The sequence below is a fragment of the Pseudarthrobacter sp. NamE2 genome, from assembly GCF_005796205.1.
In the GTDB taxonomy this organism is placed as follows: Bacteria; Actinomycetota; Actinomycetes; order Actinomycetales; family Micrococcaceae; genus Arthrobacter.
This window is the reverse complement of the sequence record NZ_VAHN01000012.1, coordinates 115,076-131,550: the sequence shown is the minus strand read 5'-3', so window position 1 is coordinate 131,550 and position 16,475 is coordinate 115,076. Positions and strand designations below refer to the sequence as shown.

The 16,475-nt window shown below is 65.7% G+C and carries 17 protein-coding genes; 11 read left to right on the top strand and 6 right to left on the bottom strand.

Features of this window, described 5'->3' with window-relative positions; translation table 11 throughout:
* The first annotated feature begins 54 nt into the window (after positions 1-54).
* From FDW83_RS14735 to FDW83_RS14710, 6 genes are all read left to right on the top strand, one after another.
* Positions 55-882: a GntR family transcriptional regulator gene (locus FDW83_RS14735; protein ID WP_138138826.1), complete on the top strand. Its 828-nt coding sequence runs from the start codon at positions 55-57 to the stop codon at positions 880-882.
* Positions 866-1,606, top strand: coding sequence for an amidohydrolase family protein (locus FDW83_RS14730; protein ID WP_138138825.1), 741 nt, complete (start codon positions 866-868; stop codon positions 1,604-1,606). Before FDW83_RS14735 ends, FDW83_RS14730 begins: the two co-directional genes overlap by 17 nt.
* A complete protein-coding gene (locus tag FDW83_RS14725) occupies positions 1,603-1,938 on the top strand; it encodes a hypothetical protein (RefSeq protein ID WP_138138824.1) in 336 nt (111 codons plus the stop codon). The genes FDW83_RS14730 and FDW83_RS14725 overlap by 4 nt, the downstream gene beginning before the upstream one ends.
* Complete coding sequence (locus FDW83_RS14720; RefSeq protein WP_138138823.1) at positions 1,938-2,579, top strand: bifunctional 4-hydroxy-2-oxoglutarate aldolase/2-dehydro-3-deoxy-phosphogluconate aldolase; 642 nt, start codon at positions 1,938-1,940, stop codon at positions 2,577-2,579. The genes FDW83_RS14725 and FDW83_RS14720 overlap by 1 nt, the downstream gene beginning before the upstream one ends.
* A gap of 1 nt (position 2,580) precedes the next feature.
* Positions 2,581-3,564 carry a sugar kinase gene (locus FDW83_RS14715; protein ID WP_138138822.1) on the top strand — a complete coding sequence of 328 codons (984 nt, stop codon included), beginning with the start codon at positions 2,581-2,583 and terminating at the stop codon, positions 3,562-3,564.
* A 284-nt stretch (positions 3,565-3,848) separates the two neighbouring features.
* Positions 3,849-5,672 carry a calcineurin-like phosphoesterase family protein gene (locus FDW83_RS14710; RefSeq protein ID WP_205754684.1) on the top strand — a complete coding sequence of 608 codons (1,824 nt, stop codon included), beginning with the start codon at positions 3,849-3,851 and terminating at the stop codon, positions 5,670-5,672.
* A 632-nt stretch (positions 5,673-6,304) separates the two neighbouring features.
* Here the strand turns inward: FDW83_RS14710 and FDW83_RS19215 are convergent.
* The 3 genes from FDW83_RS19215 to FDW83_RS14700 all read right to left on the bottom strand — a co-directional run bounded on the left by FDW83_RS19215 (position 6,305) and on the right by FDW83_RS14700 (position 9,790).
* Positions 6,305-6,445: a hypothetical protein gene (locus FDW83_RS19215; protein ID WP_171027577.1), complete on the bottom strand. Its 141-nt coding sequence runs from the start codon at positions 6,443-6,445 to the stop codon at positions 6,305-6,307.
* A 134-nt stretch (positions 6,446-6,579) separates the two neighbouring features.
* Positions 6,580-8,154, bottom strand: coding sequence for a serine hydrolase domain-containing protein (locus FDW83_RS14705; protein ID WP_370281316.1), 1,575 nt, complete (start codon positions 8,152-8,154; stop codon positions 6,580-6,582).
* Positions 8,155-8,326: 172 nt separating this feature from the next.
* Positions 8,327-9,790, bottom strand: a complete 1,464-nt coding sequence (locus FDW83_RS14700) for a DUF222 domain-containing protein (protein ID WP_370281314.1) — start codon at positions 9,788-9,790, stop codon at positions 8,327-8,329.
* A 309-nt stretch (positions 9,791-10,099) separates the two neighbouring features.
* Between FDW83_RS14700 and FDW83_RS14695 the strand changes: the two genes are divergently transcribed.
* Positions 10,100-10,846, top strand: coding sequence for an MFS transporter (locus FDW83_RS14695; RefSeq protein WP_370281313.1), 747 nt, complete (start codon positions 10,100-10,102; stop codon positions 10,844-10,846).
* Positions 10,847-10,913: 67 nt separating this feature from the next.
* Here FDW83_RS14695 and FDW83_RS14690 read toward each other — a convergent pair whose 3' ends face one another.
* Entirely contained in the window at positions 10,914-11,918 is a 1,005-nt protein-coding gene (locus tag FDW83_RS14690; RefSeq protein ID WP_138138819.1) for a bile acid:sodium symporter family protein, read from the bottom strand.
* A gap of 238 nt (positions 11,919-12,156) precedes the next feature.
* Here FDW83_RS14690 and FDW83_RS14685 point away from each other — a divergent pair, with 238 nt between their 5' ends.
* The 4 genes from FDW83_RS14685 to FDW83_RS14675 all read left to right on the top strand — a co-directional run bounded on the left by FDW83_RS14685 (position 12,157) and on the right by FDW83_RS14675 (position 14,858).
* Complete coding sequence (locus tag FDW83_RS14685; protein ID WP_138138818.1) at positions 12,157-13,551, top strand: OFA family MFS transporter; 1,395 nt, start codon at positions 12,157-12,159, stop codon at positions 13,549-13,551.
* 1 nt (position 13,552) lies between these two features.
* Complete coding sequence (locus FDW83_RS19210; protein WP_171027576.1) at positions 13,553-13,696, top strand: hypothetical protein; 144 nt, start codon at positions 13,553-13,555, stop codon at positions 13,694-13,696.
* A 70-nt stretch (positions 13,697-13,766) separates the two neighbouring features.
* Positions 13,767-14,429: a dihydrofolate reductase family protein gene (locus FDW83_RS14680; protein ID WP_138138817.1), complete on the top strand. Its 663-nt coding sequence runs from the start codon at positions 13,767-13,769 to the stop codon at positions 14,427-14,429.
* A 3-nt stretch (positions 14,430-14,432) separates the two neighbouring features.
* A complete protein-coding gene (locus tag FDW83_RS14675) occupies positions 14,433-14,858 on the top strand; it encodes a nuclear transport factor 2 family protein (protein ID WP_171027575.1) in 426 nt (141 codons plus the stop codon).
* Between the two features lie 136 nt (positions 14,859-14,994).
* Here the strand turns inward: FDW83_RS14675 and FDW83_RS14670 are convergent, their stop codons facing one another.
* Both FDW83_RS14670 and FDW83_RS14665 read right to left on the bottom strand, forming a co-directional pair.
* Positions 14,995-15,696: a cache domain-containing protein gene (locus tag FDW83_RS14670; protein WP_138138816.1), complete on the bottom strand. Its 702-nt coding sequence runs from the start codon at positions 15,694-15,696 to the stop codon at positions 14,995-14,997.
* Positions 15,693-16,454: a FadR/GntR family transcriptional regulator gene (locus tag FDW83_RS14665; protein ID WP_138138815.1), complete on the bottom strand. Its 762-nt coding sequence runs from the start codon at positions 16,452-16,454 to the stop codon at positions 15,693-15,695. The genes FDW83_RS14670 and FDW83_RS14665 overlap by 4 nt, the downstream gene beginning before the upstream one ends.
* Positions 16,455-16,475 lie beyond the last annotated feature (21 nt).

Here is a 16,475-nt window from a genome sequence, read left to right as displayed (position 1 = left end):
TGAATATTGTTCGTGGCGCTGGACGTTCCACTGCCGCTATCTGGAAGGAGACACATGGGTGCAACCAGCAGGGCAGACCAGGCGTTCGAACAGTTGGAAAGCCTCATCATGGAGCTCAGCAGCCAGGACGTGGACCGCCTGCCGCCTGAAACAGAACTCAGCCAGAAATTCGGGGTTTCCCGGGCGACGATTCGGGAGGCACTGGGCCGGCTGGAAGCTGCGGGAAGGGTGCAACGCAGGCGTGGCCGCGGGACGGTTCTGATGCCGCTGGTCCGGCCGGCTCTACGTTACCCCGCCAACATCATCGGGTCCTTTGCCGATTTCCTGAAGGAATCCGGTGTGGACCACAGGCTCCTGGAGTTTTCCGTGACACACATGGAGCTTGAGGACGACATAGTCAGGATGTTCGATGAAGGCAGTCCGTCGAATTCGGGCTTCCGGAGTGTCAGGTGCTATGCCCTCGGTGACGTGCCGGCCGCGCTCCTTTACCACCTTCTGCCGGCGACAATCCAGGGGCAGCCATTGTGCGTAGAGAAGCTGCGCGGGGACATAGTCCCCTTCCTGGAGTCCGTACACCAGGTGCAGATCGACAGCGTCACGAGTGCCATCACCGCTGAGGAAGCGTCCGACGACGTGGCCAGGCAGCTGGGGCTCAAACAGGGAAGTGCCGTGCTGGTCATGTACACCCGCGTCATCGACAGCAAAGGCGCAACGCTCGCATTGGGCGCGCTGGCCTTCAACCCGGCGGTTGTCACCCTTGGGGTGGAAGCGCTGGAGCACGTTACTGCAGGGGGTCAGCTACAGTTCCCCACCGGATGGCTGCAACGCAATATCGCCACCCGAAGTCCCGCCAGGAGGGAAGAAAATGAAACAACATATTGACGTCCACCAGCATCTTGGTCCTTGCAACGTCTTCGATCTGGAGGTCACAAAAACCGATTTGGCGGCGGCCATTGACGGGACATCGCTGGAGGGCTGCATCGTCCAGCCATTCCCGGGAGCCGCTGACGCCCTCCTGCAGCACGACGCCATTGCGGACCTGGCAAGGACGGCTCCGTTCAAAATCTGGGGCATCGCCAGCATCAATCCGCACATCCCTAATGATGCCTACCGCAGTGAAATCCGCCGTTGTGTTCAGGACCTGGGCTTTGTCGGGGTGAAACTCCATTCCATCGGGCACGCTGTCCACCCCGGCAGCAGGGACGGACACAAAGTTTTTGAAACTGCCCAGGAGCTGGGCATACCGGTCATGGTGCACACGGGGGACGGTGTGCCGTTTGCAGACCCGACCGCCGTCCTCGCCCCAGCGCGGGAGTTCCCCGATGTATCCATCGTCCTGGCTCACGCCGGTATGTCCACGTTCGCCGGCAACGCCATCTCCGTGGCCCGCGTGTGCCCCAATGTCTACCTCGAGCCTTCCTGGTGCAAGACGCCGGAAATTGGCGCCATGATCGAGACGCTGGGGGCGGACCGTGTGATGTTCGGAGCGGACCTGCCGTACAACGTGAAGCCGGAGACAGAAAAGTTCCAGGCCCTTGGACTGTCACAGCGCGATCTGGAGGCAGTTTTGTGGGGAACAGCCTCCAACGTTTTTAGGCTGCAATGACCGGCGCAATGGTGCGCGTCAGCGTCGCGATCATTGTCGCGCCCGCGAAAACCAGCGAAGTCAGCCGCCGGTTTGATGAGTTCTTCTACCCGGCGATCAGCCGCCAGGCCGGGTTCCTCGAGTGCGTCCTGCTGAGGGAAACAGACCGCAATGACACCAGCGGGGACCAGCACTTGCGGATGGATATCAGCTTCAGCAGCGAGCGGGAGAGGCTGGACTGGGTGGAGACAGATCTGCACGATGAAGTGTTCGGGCTCCTGGTGCAGGAAGCCTCCAAGTATGAAGCTCTGCATCTGTCTGCCGTGTCAGCGCCGGGGAGAACAGGACACTGATGATGGCCCCGCCGATTGATCTGGGCATCATCGCGATCGTTCGCCTCCGCAACAGTCCGGCTGCCGACGAAGTCCTCGAAGCCCTGACGGGTGCAGGCATCAACAACGTCGAAGTGACGCTGGGTACCCCGGGGTGCCTGGAGACTGTAGCCCGATGGAGCCGGGCAGGCCGGGGCGACGTCGGAATAGGCAGTGTCCGCACTGAATCGGACGCCCGGACGGCAATTGAAGCAGGGGCCCGCTTTTTGGTTACCCCGACGACGGTGCCGTCAGTGCTGAAGGCAGCGGCGGAATCAGGGACACCGGTGATTTGCGGTGCAATGACTCCCACGGAGATTGATTCCGCCTGGCAGCAAGGCGCAACTGCGGTGAAGGTATTCCCGATAGATGCCCTGGGGGGTGCGGCCTACGTTCGGGCTCTGCAGGGACCTTTGCCTGACATTCCCCTGGTACCCACTGGCGGCGTAGATGCAGAGCAGACCAGAGAATACTCCCGTCTTGGCTGCGCCGGGGTCGGTGTGGGCGGCGCTCTTGTAGGGGAAAAAATCGCCATGACCGGTGACTGGACTTCCTTGGCGAAGCGCGCCGCCGCATTCGTGAAGTCGTGGCAACCCTCAGGGCAGGCTGGAACCGGGGAATGAAGTGGCTTGGTCACCGGGCGCACAACCTTTAGGCGAGCGGCTCGACGTCGTGGCAATCGGGGAAGCGATGATGCTCCTGCAGGCCCCGCCGCCGTCGAGCATTAAGGACGCAAGCCGGCTCGAAGTGAACGTGGCGGGCGCAGAATTCAACGCCTGTGCAGCTGTTGCACGCCTTGGCGGGCGTGCGGCACTGCTCACACGCATTGGCGACGACGCCCCCGGCCAGCGGGTATGGCAGACGATGACGGAACTGGGCATCGAGACCCGTATGGTCGCTGTGGACCCTGCCCGTCCAACGGGGATCTTCCTGCGGGAGACACCCAGCGATGGGAGCCGGCGCGTGTTCTATTACCGCCGGGGATCGGCAGCCTCGGCGATGGAGAGCTCCGATGCGGACCGGCTGGTGACGGACCAGGCACCGCGTGCTGTCCTGCTCTCCGGGCTGACTGCCGCGCTCGGTGGAGGATTGCGGGACCTGATCCAGAGGATATGCTCCGATGCGGCCGGCCGGGGAACCGCGGTGGTGGTTGATGTGAATCTTCGTCCAGCCCTGGGCGGCATGGCGGAGGTCACCGGCACCATCCGTGATGTGCTCCCCCTCGTTGACCTCCTGGTACTGGGTGATGACGAGTCTCCTCAGCTTTTCAACACAACGTCACCGGAGGGCGTCTTCGCCGCCGCCGCTGAAGCGGGCGTTCGGGAAACGGTCCTGAAAGGTGCCGAACGCGGCTGCTGGTTCCAGGACAAGGACGGGAAGCCGGTCCATCAGCCGGCGCTCGCCTCCAGGGTAGTGGATCCGATCGGAGCCGGTGATGCCTTCCTGGGCGGGTACCTTGGAGCCCGGCTCGCCGGTATTCCGCCAGCCGGCGCGGCAGTGCTTGGCTCACAATTCGCAGCCGGGGTTATTGCCACAGTGGGTGACACCAACGGGCTTCCGGAACCGTCTGAAGCAAGGGCACTTTTAGCTGCCTTGTCGGGAAGTTGAGCGGCACAGGCCGCTTGGCGACGACCGTGAAGCCAGGGGGTGTGAGGGGCGCGGGCTGGCCAGCAGAATCAACGTCCATTGATGCCGCAGGCGCGGCGGTCGTGGAAGGTTCGACGGCGGCACCCGGGGGAGTGCCGCCGTCGAACTTCTGCGGAACCTGTCCGAGTGGTTACGTGCGCGTCCCTTTCTGGTGGCCCGCGCGTCGGTAAGCGTTCACCCCGTGCTGTGAGGTTGGAGGGGCCGGCAGTGACAGCCGGCAGCATTCACCCGACCGGAGGATCTTCGTGTACCTGACTGCCAGACCGTCCAAGTTAAGCCCCGCCAAGCCTTTGGCCCTGACCGCCAGCACCCTGGCCATCATCGCCGCCGCCACCCTGATCAACCCCTCGGCCGCCACCGCCGCCGAGCCCAACGACTGGGCCGAGACGGCCTACCGCGGCAGCGTCAACGTGGTGGAAGGCCCGGACGAGAACCAGGATGTCGTCGACGGCGTGGCCTTCGTGGACGAGGACCGGGACTCGGTGCAGGACGACAACGAGCGCGGCCTGGTGGGCGTGACCGTCTCAAACGGCCGCGACGTCACGAAGACCGATAGTCAGGGCCGTTACGAGCTGCCCGCGTTCGACAACATGACCGTGTTCGTCACCCAGCCCCGCGGCTACCAGGTCCCGGTGGACGAGGACAACGTGGCCCAGTTCTTCTACCACCACCTGCCCGCCGGCTCCCCGGAGCTGAAGTTCGGCGGCATCAGCCCCACCGGGGAACTGCCGGACCAGGTGAACTTCCCGCTGGCCAAGAGCGGCCTGACGCAGTCGCCCGAGCAGCACTGCGTGATCGGCGGCGACGTGCAGACCTACGACCAGGACGAGGTGGAGTACGCCCGCACCGGCGCGTTCGCCGACCTGGCCGCCCGCACGGACTACGCCGGCTGCGGCGCCCTGTTCATCGGCGACGTGGTGGGCGACGACCTCTCGCTGTACCCGCAGACCCGGGAACTGGCCGGCATGCTGAACGGCCCGGCCCGCTTCCTTCCGGGCAACCATGACCTGGACTTCGACGCGACCACCAGCGAGCACACGTTCGATACCTTCAAGGCCAACCTCGGCCCGGAGTACTACTCCTACGACGCCGGCAAGGCGCACGTCGTTGCCCTGAACACTGTCGAGTTCCCCACCAAGCTGCCCGCCAGGAAGGGTGACTACACCGGTTCCCTGGATGAGCAGCAGCTCGAGTGGCTGCGCAACGACATCGCCCAGGTCCCGCAGAACCAGCTGATCGTGCTGGCCGCGCACATCCCGCTGCTGGACTACGCCGACCAGGGCAGCAGCAAGCACCAGGTGGAGCAGGTCAAGGAGATCTACAAGATCCTCGAAGGCCGCGAGGTGGTGGCGCTCGGCGGGCACACCCACAGCATCGAGAACCTCCGTAAAGGCGACTCCCTGGCCGGCTGGTCCGAGCTGTTCGGCGTCGACGCCCTCCCGTTCACCCACATCACCGCCGGCGCGATCTCCGGTGACTGGTACTCCGGACGTGAGACCGCCGAGGGCTACCCGCTGGCGTACCAGCGTGACGGCGGCCTGCCGGGCGTGCTGACCCTGGACATCAAGAACAACCAGTTCCAGGAGCGCTTCACGGTCCGCGGCGAGGACGAGTCCCTGCAGATGTCTTTGGGCCTGAACACCCCGCGCTACCGCGAGTGGTACGCGCAGAACCTGGCCAACAAGGGCAAGGCCCCCGAGTTCACCGACCCGCTGACGGTCTCCCGCGAGGACCTGGCCAACACCACCTGGCTGACCACCAACTTCTGGATGGGCAGCACCGGCTCCACCGTGAAGGTGCAGCTCGACGGCGGCCAGACAGTTGAGGCTGTCCGCACCCAGCAGATGCAGGGCGAGGGCCAGCTGGTCGGTGCCGAATGGTCCGACCCCGTCGCAGTCCAGGAGCAGCTGGTCAACGGCGGCAGCCTGGCCGACCGCATGATGCACCTGTGGCGGTTCCAGCTCCCCGCCGACCTCGCCGCCGGCGACCACACCGCCACCGTCACCGCCACCGACGTGTACGGCCGGACGTTCACGGAGACCCTGGCGTTCCAGGTCACTGGTGGTTGAGCTTGTCGAAACCACCGGTGGTTACCTCTATACGTAGGCCCGCTGCTTAGCGAACGAGGAGCCCTGGCACGAGAATCGTGCCGGGGCTTTCCTGCATCCAGGATGTACGACGGCGGCGCCCGGGTTGGTTGCCGCCCGCGGGACGTTCGTGTGCGGCAACCTTGCGACAGTGCGGATAGGATGGACAAACATGGCCGCGAGTCGGCCGAAGTTTTGGGGGAAACTATCGTGACAATCATGTCGCTGCGCCGCACCGCCGTCGCTATCACGCTCTCGGCGGCGGCGATTCTGCTGGCTGCAGCTCCGGCCCATGCCGAATACGTCTGTTGGATGTCCGATGGGATCCGGTATTGCTACGACCCGAACGATGGCAAACTCCCGGTTGAGCCGCCTCCCGCTCCAGTCGAGGAGCCCACGTACAGTCCGGCGCCGCCCGCCCCTTCCGTTGAGCAACCGTGGGTTCAGCCTGTCCCGGCTCAGCCAGTTCCGGTCGCGCCGGCCCCGGTGCAGCCTGCCCCGGCACCAGCCAATAATTCCCCGGTCCATCCGGTGCCCGTTCCGGCTTATACCCCGCCGCAGTCCAACGGATACTATGCCCCTGCGGTCGAGGCACCCGTGGCCGCTGCCGACGTTCAGGTTGAACAGGCGCCGGAGGTGTCCGCCGTTCCTACAGATGTGGCGCCTATCGAGGAGGCGCCTCCTGCGACGCCAACGGCGGAGGCTTCCGCCTCGGCGACTTCGACAGCCACGGCATCACCGTCCGCGCCGGTCACTCTCGAAGCCAGTGCGACCAGCCGGCAAGCCTCCAGCACCGGAAGCTCACTCGCACTGCCGCTCGTGTCCGTCGGGACGGTAATGCTTATCGCCTGCGCGGCAGTCTTGTTTGTGGTGCGGCAGCGCAGGAAGTTCAGTGGCGCGAAGGTGGCCCAGCAGACATCTGACTAACGTTCTTGCTCCCAGCACCGGTGGAAAAGCGGCTCCGGTTCGGAACGAGCAGCCAGAAGGTCCGGGGAAGTGACCAAAGGAGTGCCAGGCCGAGGACCGGCGCCAGCATCACGCCGACGTCGGGGAACTGGCGGATGATGACTGCCAGCCCGGTGTCGAACTTGGTGGGGGCGTAGCTGAAGCAGAGCCACAGCGCGAGGGCGTCGAGGGCCAGCGCTCCCAGGCCCACGGACCACAGGCGGATTGCGCGGGGTTTGTCGGCTTGACGCGGAAACAGCATCCGGAGCGCCAGCCACAGGCTGAGCAGCTCCGCGAGCAGGAGCGCCAGCGCTACAGCCCAGCTATAGCGCTGCAGCCAGTCCTCGTGCACCACAGCCGGGACGGGTTCCTGGCCGTGGAGGATCCGCAGGATATTGGTGTCAATGGACTTCAGGCGGGACGGCGAGGATGTGTCGTTGGCGTTGATCACCAGGGCGACGCCCAGGCGGGAGGACGGGACCATCGCCAGGTAGGTGTGCGAGTTGCCCCATTCACCCTGATGCTCGGCGAGCAGCGGCAGGCCAGTTTCGGAACCGCCGAAGTTGGCTGGCACGGACTCCACGAGCGGCCGGGTGAACCAGCCCATCGCGTACATCTTCGACTCGTCGATCCGGACGGCGGGCGTCAGCATGGCCCGCACGCTGTCCGGCTGAAGAAGCCGGCGGCCGTCAAATGAACCCTCGTCCAGCAGCATCAGCAGCTCCTGGCTTAGGTCGTGCGCTGAGGCGTACATGGTGCTCGAGGGCATCCCGGTGGTGGGCGCCGGAACCTCCGTTTGCTGCCAGAAGGAACCGAACCACCGCGAGTAGCCGTAAGCGGCGCCGTCGGCGCGGGCGGCGGCTCGCGTCGGATGACTGTGGTTCATGCCCAGCGGCCCGAAGACGTGCTGCCGCATGTAGTCCCCGAAGGGCTGTCCGCTGACCGTCTGCACCAGCAGCCCCAGGATGTTGAAGTTGGCGTTGGCATACCCAAAGGCTTCACCCGGCGTCCCGGCCAGCGGCGACCCGGACAAGGCCCGGACTCCTTCCTCCAGTGCTTCCGGGTCCTGCGCAAATGAGCCCTCGAATGCGGTGTCCTTGGACGCCATACCGCTGGACTGGTTGAGCAGGTGCCGCACGGTGATCTGGGACGAGCGGCTGTCCTGCAGAGAGAACCACGGCAGGTACGTCCGCACCGGCTCGTCCAGGCGCAGGTGCCCGGCCTCCACCTGCTGCAGCACAGCGATGGCAGTGAGGGACTTGGTGGTCGACGCCAGCAGCACCGGGGTGTCCGCGGTCATCGGCCGCCCCGAATCATCCGCCCGGCCGAACGCCGCGGAGTGCACCAGCTCCCCGTCCTGGACCACAACGACGGCGGCACCGGGCAGCCGCATCTCCGCCATCCGTTCACGCAAAAACGAGTTCACCGCGTCGAGGGCACTGTCCGGAACAGAGGCGGCCTCGGCGCGAGTAACGACGGCGGCGCGAGGCACCGGGACGGACGCACCAGAGAGAACCACAGCCAGCAGGCACGCGAAAAAACAGCGCGATGACCAGGACACTCTTCGCATGACCGCACCTGCACTTAGCCGCCAAGTTCCTACACGGTAGGGCCAGCCCGGGCGGAAGACAAGCGGTCTCTATAAGGGGGCGGCGTCCCAGGGGGAGCCGGCCGGATCTACGCTGGCGAAGTCATCCCGGGAGGAGCTGGAGAAGCACATTTTCCAGCGGACTATGTGCCGATGAGTAGATTTCCGGCGGACTCGCTTCCGTCGATAGGATGCCCGGCGGCCATTGCGGTGGTTCGCGGTCCGGTTGTTCGGCTTGGTAGTGACGGCCGGTGGGTGAGGTCCAGCCGGGTGGTTCGTGTTTGGTTGCCGCGGTGGGTTCCCAGCCGCTGTTGTGTTTCAGGCGGTGATGTTTTGGGCAGAGTTGTGCCAAGTTGCTGATTCCGGTGGTTCCACCGTGTTGCCAGGCTGTGAGGTGGTCGGCTTCGTTGTCGAGGGAGTTGTTGTTGCAGCCGGAAAAGGTGCACTTTCCGTCCCGCAGCTGTAGCGCCTTTTTCATTGCTTTGGTGAGGCGGTAGCTGGTGCGGCCGATCTCGAGGGGTGTTCCGTCGCTGGGGTCGAGCAGGACCCTGCGGAAGGATTCGGCGCCGTCGGCAAGGAGTTTGCGGGCCATGGAGGCCGGGATAGGGCCGTACCCGTCGAGCTCTGCGGGTTCATCGGTGAGACCGAGCAGTGCGAAGAACGGGACGGTGACGAGCACGTCGGCGCGGGGCGTGGGGACCTTGCCTGTGGCTGGATTGGTGCCCGGATCCGTGCCGTCCGTGCTCAATCCGTGGTCCACCTGGGTTCCCGCGTCGCTGCAGGTGCTGGCGACTGTCGCGGTTTCGTCCGAACCGACGAGTGTGGCCAAGCCGATTATCTTCTCCGGTGCCTCGCCTGGGACGAGGCCGGTGCTGCGGTCTATGGCAGTGGCGCCGCGGTTGGTGAGGAGGCGTCTGGCGAAGTCGTCGGTTTTGAGTTGGGTAAGGGTGCGGGTTTCGTTTTCTCCTTGGAGACCACGGGCAGTGGCGGTGAGGTCATTCGAGATTGCCAGTGCCTGGTCGGCGGGCAGGTAGGCGGAGATCCATGCCATCCCGTCCCGGTCCGGGGTGAACTCCACCCGCCGGTCCGCGGCGCTTTTGTGGTGGCGTTTCTCGATCGATTCGGGATGGTGGCGTTCCCGCCAGCCCCGTAGCCTTGCCCGCAACCGGGCCGGCACCAGCCCGGTAGCGGGGCAACCCCTGGCCGGGTTAGGGGCGTCGGGGTCGAGGAAGTGCTCCACCAGGGCGGCTGCGGCGGGATGGTCCAACGCCTCGGTCTCGTCGGCGAAGATCCGGGCCTGCTGCCAGGAGAGGCTCCCCATGGACAGGGCGTCCAACACCGGCGGCAACGCACACATCTGACGGGACTGGGTGATGAACCCGGACGCGGCCCCGGAACTGATGGTCAGAATCCCGGCGATCTCCTCCACTGTGGAAATCTCAGTGTAGGTCCGGTCATGCAGCGGTGCGTCCGGCGGGATCATGGCCTGCTGCAGGTCCGAGGCTTCGACGACGGACCGGGCTTTCCGGGCCGCGGCCTGGGCCTCCAGCTTCTTCTCCAGTCCCATCCGTTCCAGCCGGATCTCATACGCCCGCTGGAGCACATCCACGCCGTCCCCGGCCACAGCCGAAGCGCCGACGGAAGCGAGGGCGGCGTCCTCGGCATCAAGCGCGGTGAGAGCAGCAACGGTGGCATAAATTGCCTCCATGCCTGTCCGGGTTCCTGCGCTGATTTCCATGGGAACATCCTCTAACGGGGGTACGACATTTCGGTCGGCTTCCACTGACGGCAGGGCCAAAGCAGCAGACTCGGCAGAACGCAAGGCGCGCTCCCGAGGCCCGCGCCGCCGTCGTACTTTTCCGCAAAAACGCAACCGTTGTTGCGCCCCTGGCGGCCGATCCTGCTGGCCATGATCCTGGCAGCGGCCGCGAACACCGTGGCCTACGCCCTCACCTCCTACATGCCCACCTACCTGACCACCAACAAGGGGTACAGCGAGGTGGAGGGGACGCTGCTGACCATCCCGGTGCTGGTGGGCATGGCGCTGTGCATCCCGTTCACGGGGCTGCTCTCAGACCGGATCGGCCGGCGTCCGGTGCTCTGGATCGGGGCCGCCAGCACGGTCGCCTTGGCGGTTCCGGCGTTCCTGGCCATTGCGGCGGGCAGCGTCCCGGCCACGCTGCTGGGCCTGGCCCTGATAGCTTTCCCGGTGGCGTTCTCGGTGCCGAACCTCGCATCCGCGCTGCCGGCGCTGTTCCCCACGGAGCACCGGTTTTCCGCGATGGGCATCGCCTACAACTTGGCGGTGGCGATTTTCGGCGGGACGGCCCCGTTCATCATCGCGGCCCTCATCGGGCTGACCGGCGACGACATGGCCATCGCCTACTACCTCATGGCCGTGGCCGCGGTTGCCGCCGTGGCCATCTACTTCCTGCCCGAATCGGTCCGGCGGCACCTGCCGGGGTCCATGCCGAACGTGGTGTCTCAAGAAGCGGCGCGGAAGCTGGTGGAGACGCAGGACAACAATCCGCTGCTGGACGTGGAGACGCTGCCGTTCGAGGAAAACTTCGAAATCGCGCGGGCGTCTCACAAGGGCGGGCCCGGGAAGCCGACGGTGATGTGAGCAAAAACGGACGACGGCGGCACTCGCGGAAGTGCCGCCGTCGTCCGTTCCGTATGGTCTGGGCCGGTTACTCCGTAACTGCCGCCGGAACCTGCTCGCCGTCGCGAACGGCAGGAGTGCTGCGTCGGCGCCAGTAGGCGGCGAGAAGTGCGCCGGAGACGTTGTGCCAGACGGAGAAGATGGCGCCGGGCAAGGCTGATTCGGGCGTCAGGTATGTGCGGGCCAGGCCAGCAGCAAGGCCCGAGTTCTGCATGCCCACCTCCACGGCGGTGGTGCGCCGGGCAGGAATCGGCAGCCGGAACAGCCGGGCCGCCGTGTAGCCGAGGGCATAGCCCAGGCCGTTATGCAGGATCACCGCGGCGAGGACCAGGAGCCCGGCGGAGAAGATCGCGTTGGCGCTTACGGAAACCACGGCCACCACCACGAAGGTGATGGCGGTGACGGAGATCCATGGCAGGGCGGGCAGTGCCTTGTTGACCAGTCGCGGCAGGAAGACCCGGACCACAAGGCCCAGCAGCACGGGGAACAGCACGATCTGGACGATGGACCAGGCCATGGAGCCGGCGTCCACCGGCATGTATTGGCCGGCCAGCCACAGCGCCAGCACCGGGGTCAGCAGGGGAGCGAGGAGTGTCGAGACGGTGGTCATGGCCACGGACAGGGCCACGTCCCCCTTGGCCAGGTAGGAGACCACGTTGGATGCGGTGCCGCCGGGGCAGCAGCCCACCAGGATGACGCCCGCGGCCAGCGCAGGCGGCAGCCCGAGTGCCACCGAGATCAGCCAGCCGAGGAACGGCATGATGGCGTACTGCGCCACCACCCCGATCACCACGGGGATGGGCCGCTTGGCGATGACGGCGAAGTCAGGGGGCGTGAGCGTCAGGCCCATGCCGAACATGATGATGCCCAGGAGCGGGTTGATCCATGAGGTCAAGCCGGTGAAGGCTGCGGGTGCGGCGAGCGCTACGGCGCCGCCGGCCAGGATGAGCAGGGGAAAGAGCGTGACGGCGATGCGGGCGCTGCGTTCCTCACCGGCTGAGGCCGTGGTGGGGGTTCCGGATAAAGAAGACATGACTACCGGCCTATCACAGTGCGGGCTGGGCCCGGGAAAGATGAAGAGGCCGTTCCGGCGCCGGACCGTTCAACGTTCTTTTCCTACCGCTCGGCGCGGGGGTTACCCGCCGGTAAGTGATCTGCACCATGATGGCCGGAGGCCGTAGCTCCCGGGGAGGGTTGGCGGCGAAACAGCCCGCGCGGAGCGCGCGGGCTGCAACCGTGGGGGACACCTCTTGAGGAGCAACGGAGCACTTATGGGTTGGCTGGACCGTGAACGAACTATCGCCCCGCCGGGGTTTAACCGCTGGCTGGTGCCGCCCGCCGCGCTCGCCGTCCACCTCTGCATCGGGCAGGCCTACGCCACCAGCGTCTACAAGACCGCGCTGGTGGAACACTTCGGGGCCAGCCTGACCGAGATTGGCGTGATCTTCTCCATCGCCATCGTGATGCTGGGCCTCTCCGCGGCGGTCATGGGCACCTGGGTGGACCGGAACGGACCCCGCAAGGCGATGTTCAGCTCAGCTGTGTTCTGGGCGGGCGGCTTCCTGGTCGGGTCGATGGGCATTTTCACGCAGCAGCTGTGGCTCGTCTACCTCGGGTACGGCGTGGTGGGCGGCATCGGCCTGGGCATCGGCTACATCTCGCCCGTGTCCACCCTGATCAAGTGGTTCCCGGACCGGCCCGGGCTCGCCACAGGCATGGCGATCATGGGCTTCGGCGGGGGCGCGCTGATCGCGAGCCCCGTCTCCACCGCCTTGCTCAAGGCGTACGACCCCAACTCCGGCGCGGAGGGCTGGGTGGCCAGCGGCGATGCCGTGGGCAGGCTCTTCCTGACGCTCGCCGTCGTCTATCTCGCCTACATGCTCTTCGGCGCGTTCACCATCAAGGTCCCCGCCGACGGGTGGCGGCCCGCCGGGTTCGACCCCGCGAAGGTCAAGGCCGCCAAGCTGGTGACCACGGAGAACGTGTCCGCGAAGAACGCGGTCCGGACCCCGCAGTTCTGGCTGGTCTGGGTCGCGCTGTTCTGCAACGTCACCGCCGGCATCGGCATCCTGGAGCAGGCCGCACCGATGATCCAGGACTTCTTCAGGGCGTCCGACGGCGTCTCCGCGGTGAGTGCCGCCGTCGCCGCGGGTTTTGTGGGGCTGCTGTCCATCGGCAACATGGCAGGCAGGTTCGCCTGGTCCGCCACGTCCGATGTCACCGGCCGCAAGTGGATCTACATGGTGTACCTGGGCGTCGGTGCGGTGCTGTACACGGTGCTGGCGCTGGCCGGGTCCGCCACCACCGTCCTGTACGTGGCGCTCGCGTTCGTCATCATCTCGTTCTACGGCGGCGGCTTCGCCACCGTCCCGGCGTACCTGCGCGACCTGTTCGGGACCTTCCAGGTGGGCGCCATCCACGGCCGGCTGCTGACCGCCTGGTCCGCCGCAGGGGTGGCCGGGCCGCTGATCGTGAACGCCTTCCTCGACGCCCAGGGCAAGCCCGGCCAGCTGGATGCGGCGTCCTACCAGCCGGCGCTGCTGACGATGGTGGCGCTGCTGGTGGTCGGGTTCCTCGCCAACCTGATGGTCAAACCGGTGGACGCACGATTCCACGAATCCCGGCCGGACCGCGGCCGGGCCCACGAACCTGCCATGGAGGCCTGAGATGAGCACCGCACACACGCACGGCACGCAGGCGCGCACCAAGGCATCCGCCGGCAAGCTCGCCATTGCCTGGGCGCTGGTGGGGGTGCCGCTGGCTTACGGCATCTTCCAGACCCTGACACGGGTGGCGGCGCTGTTCGGTTAGGGACGCGGTCTTGAGCAGTGGGGATTGACCGCCCTAGAGTGGCTGCCACCGACACTTCAGGAGAGCCGACATGTCCCTTGTCCGCGTGCACAATTTCTCGGTCTCCCTCGACGGCTTCGGCACCGGCGAGGGCCAGCAACTGGAGGCGCCGTTCGGCCACGCCGGCACGCGGCTGCTGGAGTGGGCCTTCGAGACCCGGACCTTCCGTGCGATGGGCCTCCACGGGGAAACTGAAGGATCCTTCGGCGTCGACGAGTCGTTCGCCAGCCAGTGGGGACCCGGGGTCGGCGTCGAAATCATGGGCCGCAACAAGTTCGGCCCCCAACGCGGTCCGTGGGAGAACGAGGACTGGAAGGGCTGGTGGGGCGATAACCCTGTGTTCCATACCCCCGTGGTTGTGCTGACGCATCATCCCCGGCCGGTCCTGGAAATGGAAGGCGGGACAACCTTCCACTTCGTTGACGCCGACCCTGTCTCCGCGCTGGAACAGGCCCGCGCCCTGGCCCCCGGCCTGGACGTCAGGATCGGCGGCGGTGCCAGCACGGTGCGGCAGTTCCTCGAGGCCGACCTGATCGACCACATGCATATCGTCCTCGTGCCGATCATCCTGGGCCGGGGTGAAAGGCTGTGGGACGGACTCGAAGGACTTGAGGAACGCTTTGACATTGAGGCGACCCCCTCGCCGCAAGGGGTGGTCCATCTGGTCTTCACCCGCCGCACGGACCGGAGGTAAGTGATGCTCAACGAGACAGACTTGCTGCAGGCGTTGCGGCGCCACTGGGAGTACTCCGGCAGGGACGAGGACATCGCCCACGAGATCTACCACGACGACGCGGTGCTGGAGTTTCCCCAGTCCGGCGAGCGGTTCGAGGGTGTGGAGAACTTCCGCGAATGGCGGCGGCAGTACCCGGCGAAGCTCAAGTTCCACACCCGGCGGATCACCCACCGTGAAGACCTGGTGGTTGTCGAGAACCTGATCAGCTACGACGGCGCGCCCTGGATGTACACGGTCAGCATCGTGGAGTTCCGGGGCGACCGGGTGGCGCACGAGCGGATTTACATCATGGACGGCTGGGATGCGGCGGAGTGGCGGGCCCCGTGGCGCGCGGAGCAGCCCGCTGACCCGCCTCCGCCGGCGCCGGGCACGCCGACGGTGCTGTGAGCAGGATGTACGACGGCGGCACGGGCGTAAGTGCCGCTGCCAGCGAAGCGAGCGGGGAACTTGCTCCTTGAGTGCCTGCCGCTGGAGCCACTTTCCCCTGCTCTTCCTGCACCAAACGGCTCACCCGGCACCAGGCCTATTGGCTGGTCAGCAGCGAGAGTCCCAGGTGGGGTGCGTCAACGGGGATCAATTGCTTGTCGTCGGGGATGGTACGGAGTCTTTCGCCCACCAGGTAGGCACCGGAGTTGCCTACCACCACGCTGCGGTTTTCGTTGAGGAGGGCTGCGTCTCCGGGGATGGCCCGGAGTGCCGGCATGAACAGTTCTTCGAGTTTCCGGATTCGTATGTCATAGCCAGCTACTCCTATGAAGGTCCCGGCGAGCTGTATGGGCGCGGTATGGGTGAGGATGTATTCGTCCAGGCCCAAATAGTCCAGATAAGGGCCCCACATCGACTGCTTACCGGTGTTCCTGGCCGAGGCGAAGAACGGCATGTTCTGGTAGTCATAAAACCGTTCCCCGCCAGGGGTGAGATCGAATTCCAGTTTTTCGATGCCCTGTGCACGTGAAGTCCACCATTCGAGAATTCCTCCCGGGTTCTCGATCGCCTCTACGGAAAAGATGACACCGGCGCCGATGGCGGTGGTGTGTTTTCCAAGGAAGTCTTTGGACATGGTTTCGAGTGCCGCGATGTCCTTGGGGGTTACCTTGAGGGGGCTGCTGCGGTTCGTCCATAGCGCCCCGGCACTCTCGGCAAATTTGTAGACGTCCTTGCTGACGCTATTCATCCACGCGGCTACCTCTGCGGCGGCCTTAGCGGCAGGGTTATCGGTGGTCATGGGCGCTCCTGCTGATACATCGGGTATCCGAGGGACAGTTTCGCGTCCACCAGATGGTGGACGTCATGCCGGATGTGTTCGAGTACTAACCGTTGAGCGTCCTCGGGCGCGTCATTGGCAATCGCGCGGGCCAAGGCCAGGTGCTCGGCTGCCACCTGCTCCGGGTCGCGGGTCAGCGATACGTTCGACCACAGCGCCTGGACTGTCTCGGCCTGCATTCTTATCTCTGCATTTGTAAGCCTGGGGGATTGGGCGAGGACCGCCAGTTCAATATGGAACCTGCTGTCGGCGCGGGCTTGCAGTTCCGGCTTGTCTGTCATGACAACGCCCCTGGCAAGCTCCGTAAGCCGGACAAACTCGTGCGGCTCGGCCCGCTCACACGCCAACCGGACAGTGGCCGCGGCTATGGCAGCGTGCTCGTCACCCATGTCCCGGATCTCGGCAATGGACCTGTCCTGGAACCAGGTCCGGATGACCTCATCCGAGGTGAAGGGCTGCTTCACGATGAAGGTTCCACCGCTGCGGCCCCTCCGGGTTGCCACGATCCCCTGATCCCTGAGTTCGGACAGCGCCTCCCTGAGGGTGGACGGGGCGACGCCAAACATTTCGGACAGCACTGTCTCGCGGGGGAGTCGTTCGCCCACCTTCAACAGGCCCAGGGAGATGGCCTTCGAGATCCGGTTGACGATGGCTTCCGAGCGCTCCGTCTCAGGCAGCGACTGATACACCTGGGCTTGGAAAGCGGTGTTGGACGTCAAGGGACAACTCCAGGAATCGGG

Coding starts and splice junctions, on each gene's coding strand:
- FDW83_RS14735 (WP_138138826.1), top strand. CDS start 55: ATGGGTGCAACCAGCAGGGCAGACCAGGCGTTCGAACAGTTGGAAAGC.
- FDW83_RS14730 (WP_138138825.1), top strand. CDS start 866: ATGAAACAACATATTGACGTCCACCAGCATCTTGGTCCTTGCAACGTC.
- FDW83_RS14725 (WP_138138824.1), top strand. CDS start 1,603: ATGACCGGCGCAATGGTGCGCGTCAGCGTCGCGATCATTGTCGCGCCC.
- FDW83_RS14720 (WP_138138823.1), top strand. CDS start 1,938: ATGATGGCCCCGCCGATTGATCTGGGCATCATCGCGATCGTTCGCCTC.
- FDW83_RS14700 (WP_370281314.1), bottom strand. CDS start 9,790: ATGGGACTGGAGAAGAAGCTGGAGGCCCAGGCCGCGGCCCGGAAAGCC.
- FDW83_RS14690 (WP_138138819.1), bottom strand. CDS start 11,918: ATGTCTTCTTTATCCGGAACCCCCACCACGGCCTCAGCCGGTGAGGAA.
- FDW83_RS14685 (WP_138138818.1), top strand. CDS start 12,157: ATGGGTTGGCTGGACCGTGAACGAACTATCGCCCCGCCGGGGTTTAAC.
- FDW83_RS19210 (WP_171027576.1), top strand. CDS start 13,553: ATGAGCACCGCACACACGCACGGCACGCAGGCGCGCACCAAGGCATCC.
- FDW83_RS14680 (WP_138138817.1), top strand. CDS start 13,767: ATGTCCCTTGTCCGCGTGCACAATTTCTCGGTCTCCCTCGACGGCTTC.
- FDW83_RS14675 (WP_171027575.1), top strand. CDS start 14,433: ATGCTCAACGAGACAGACTTGCTGCAGGCGTTGCGGCGCCACTGGGAG.
- FDW83_RS14670 (WP_138138816.1), bottom strand. CDS start 15,696: ATGACCACCGATAACCCTGCCGCTAAGGCCGCCGCAGAGGTAGCCGCG.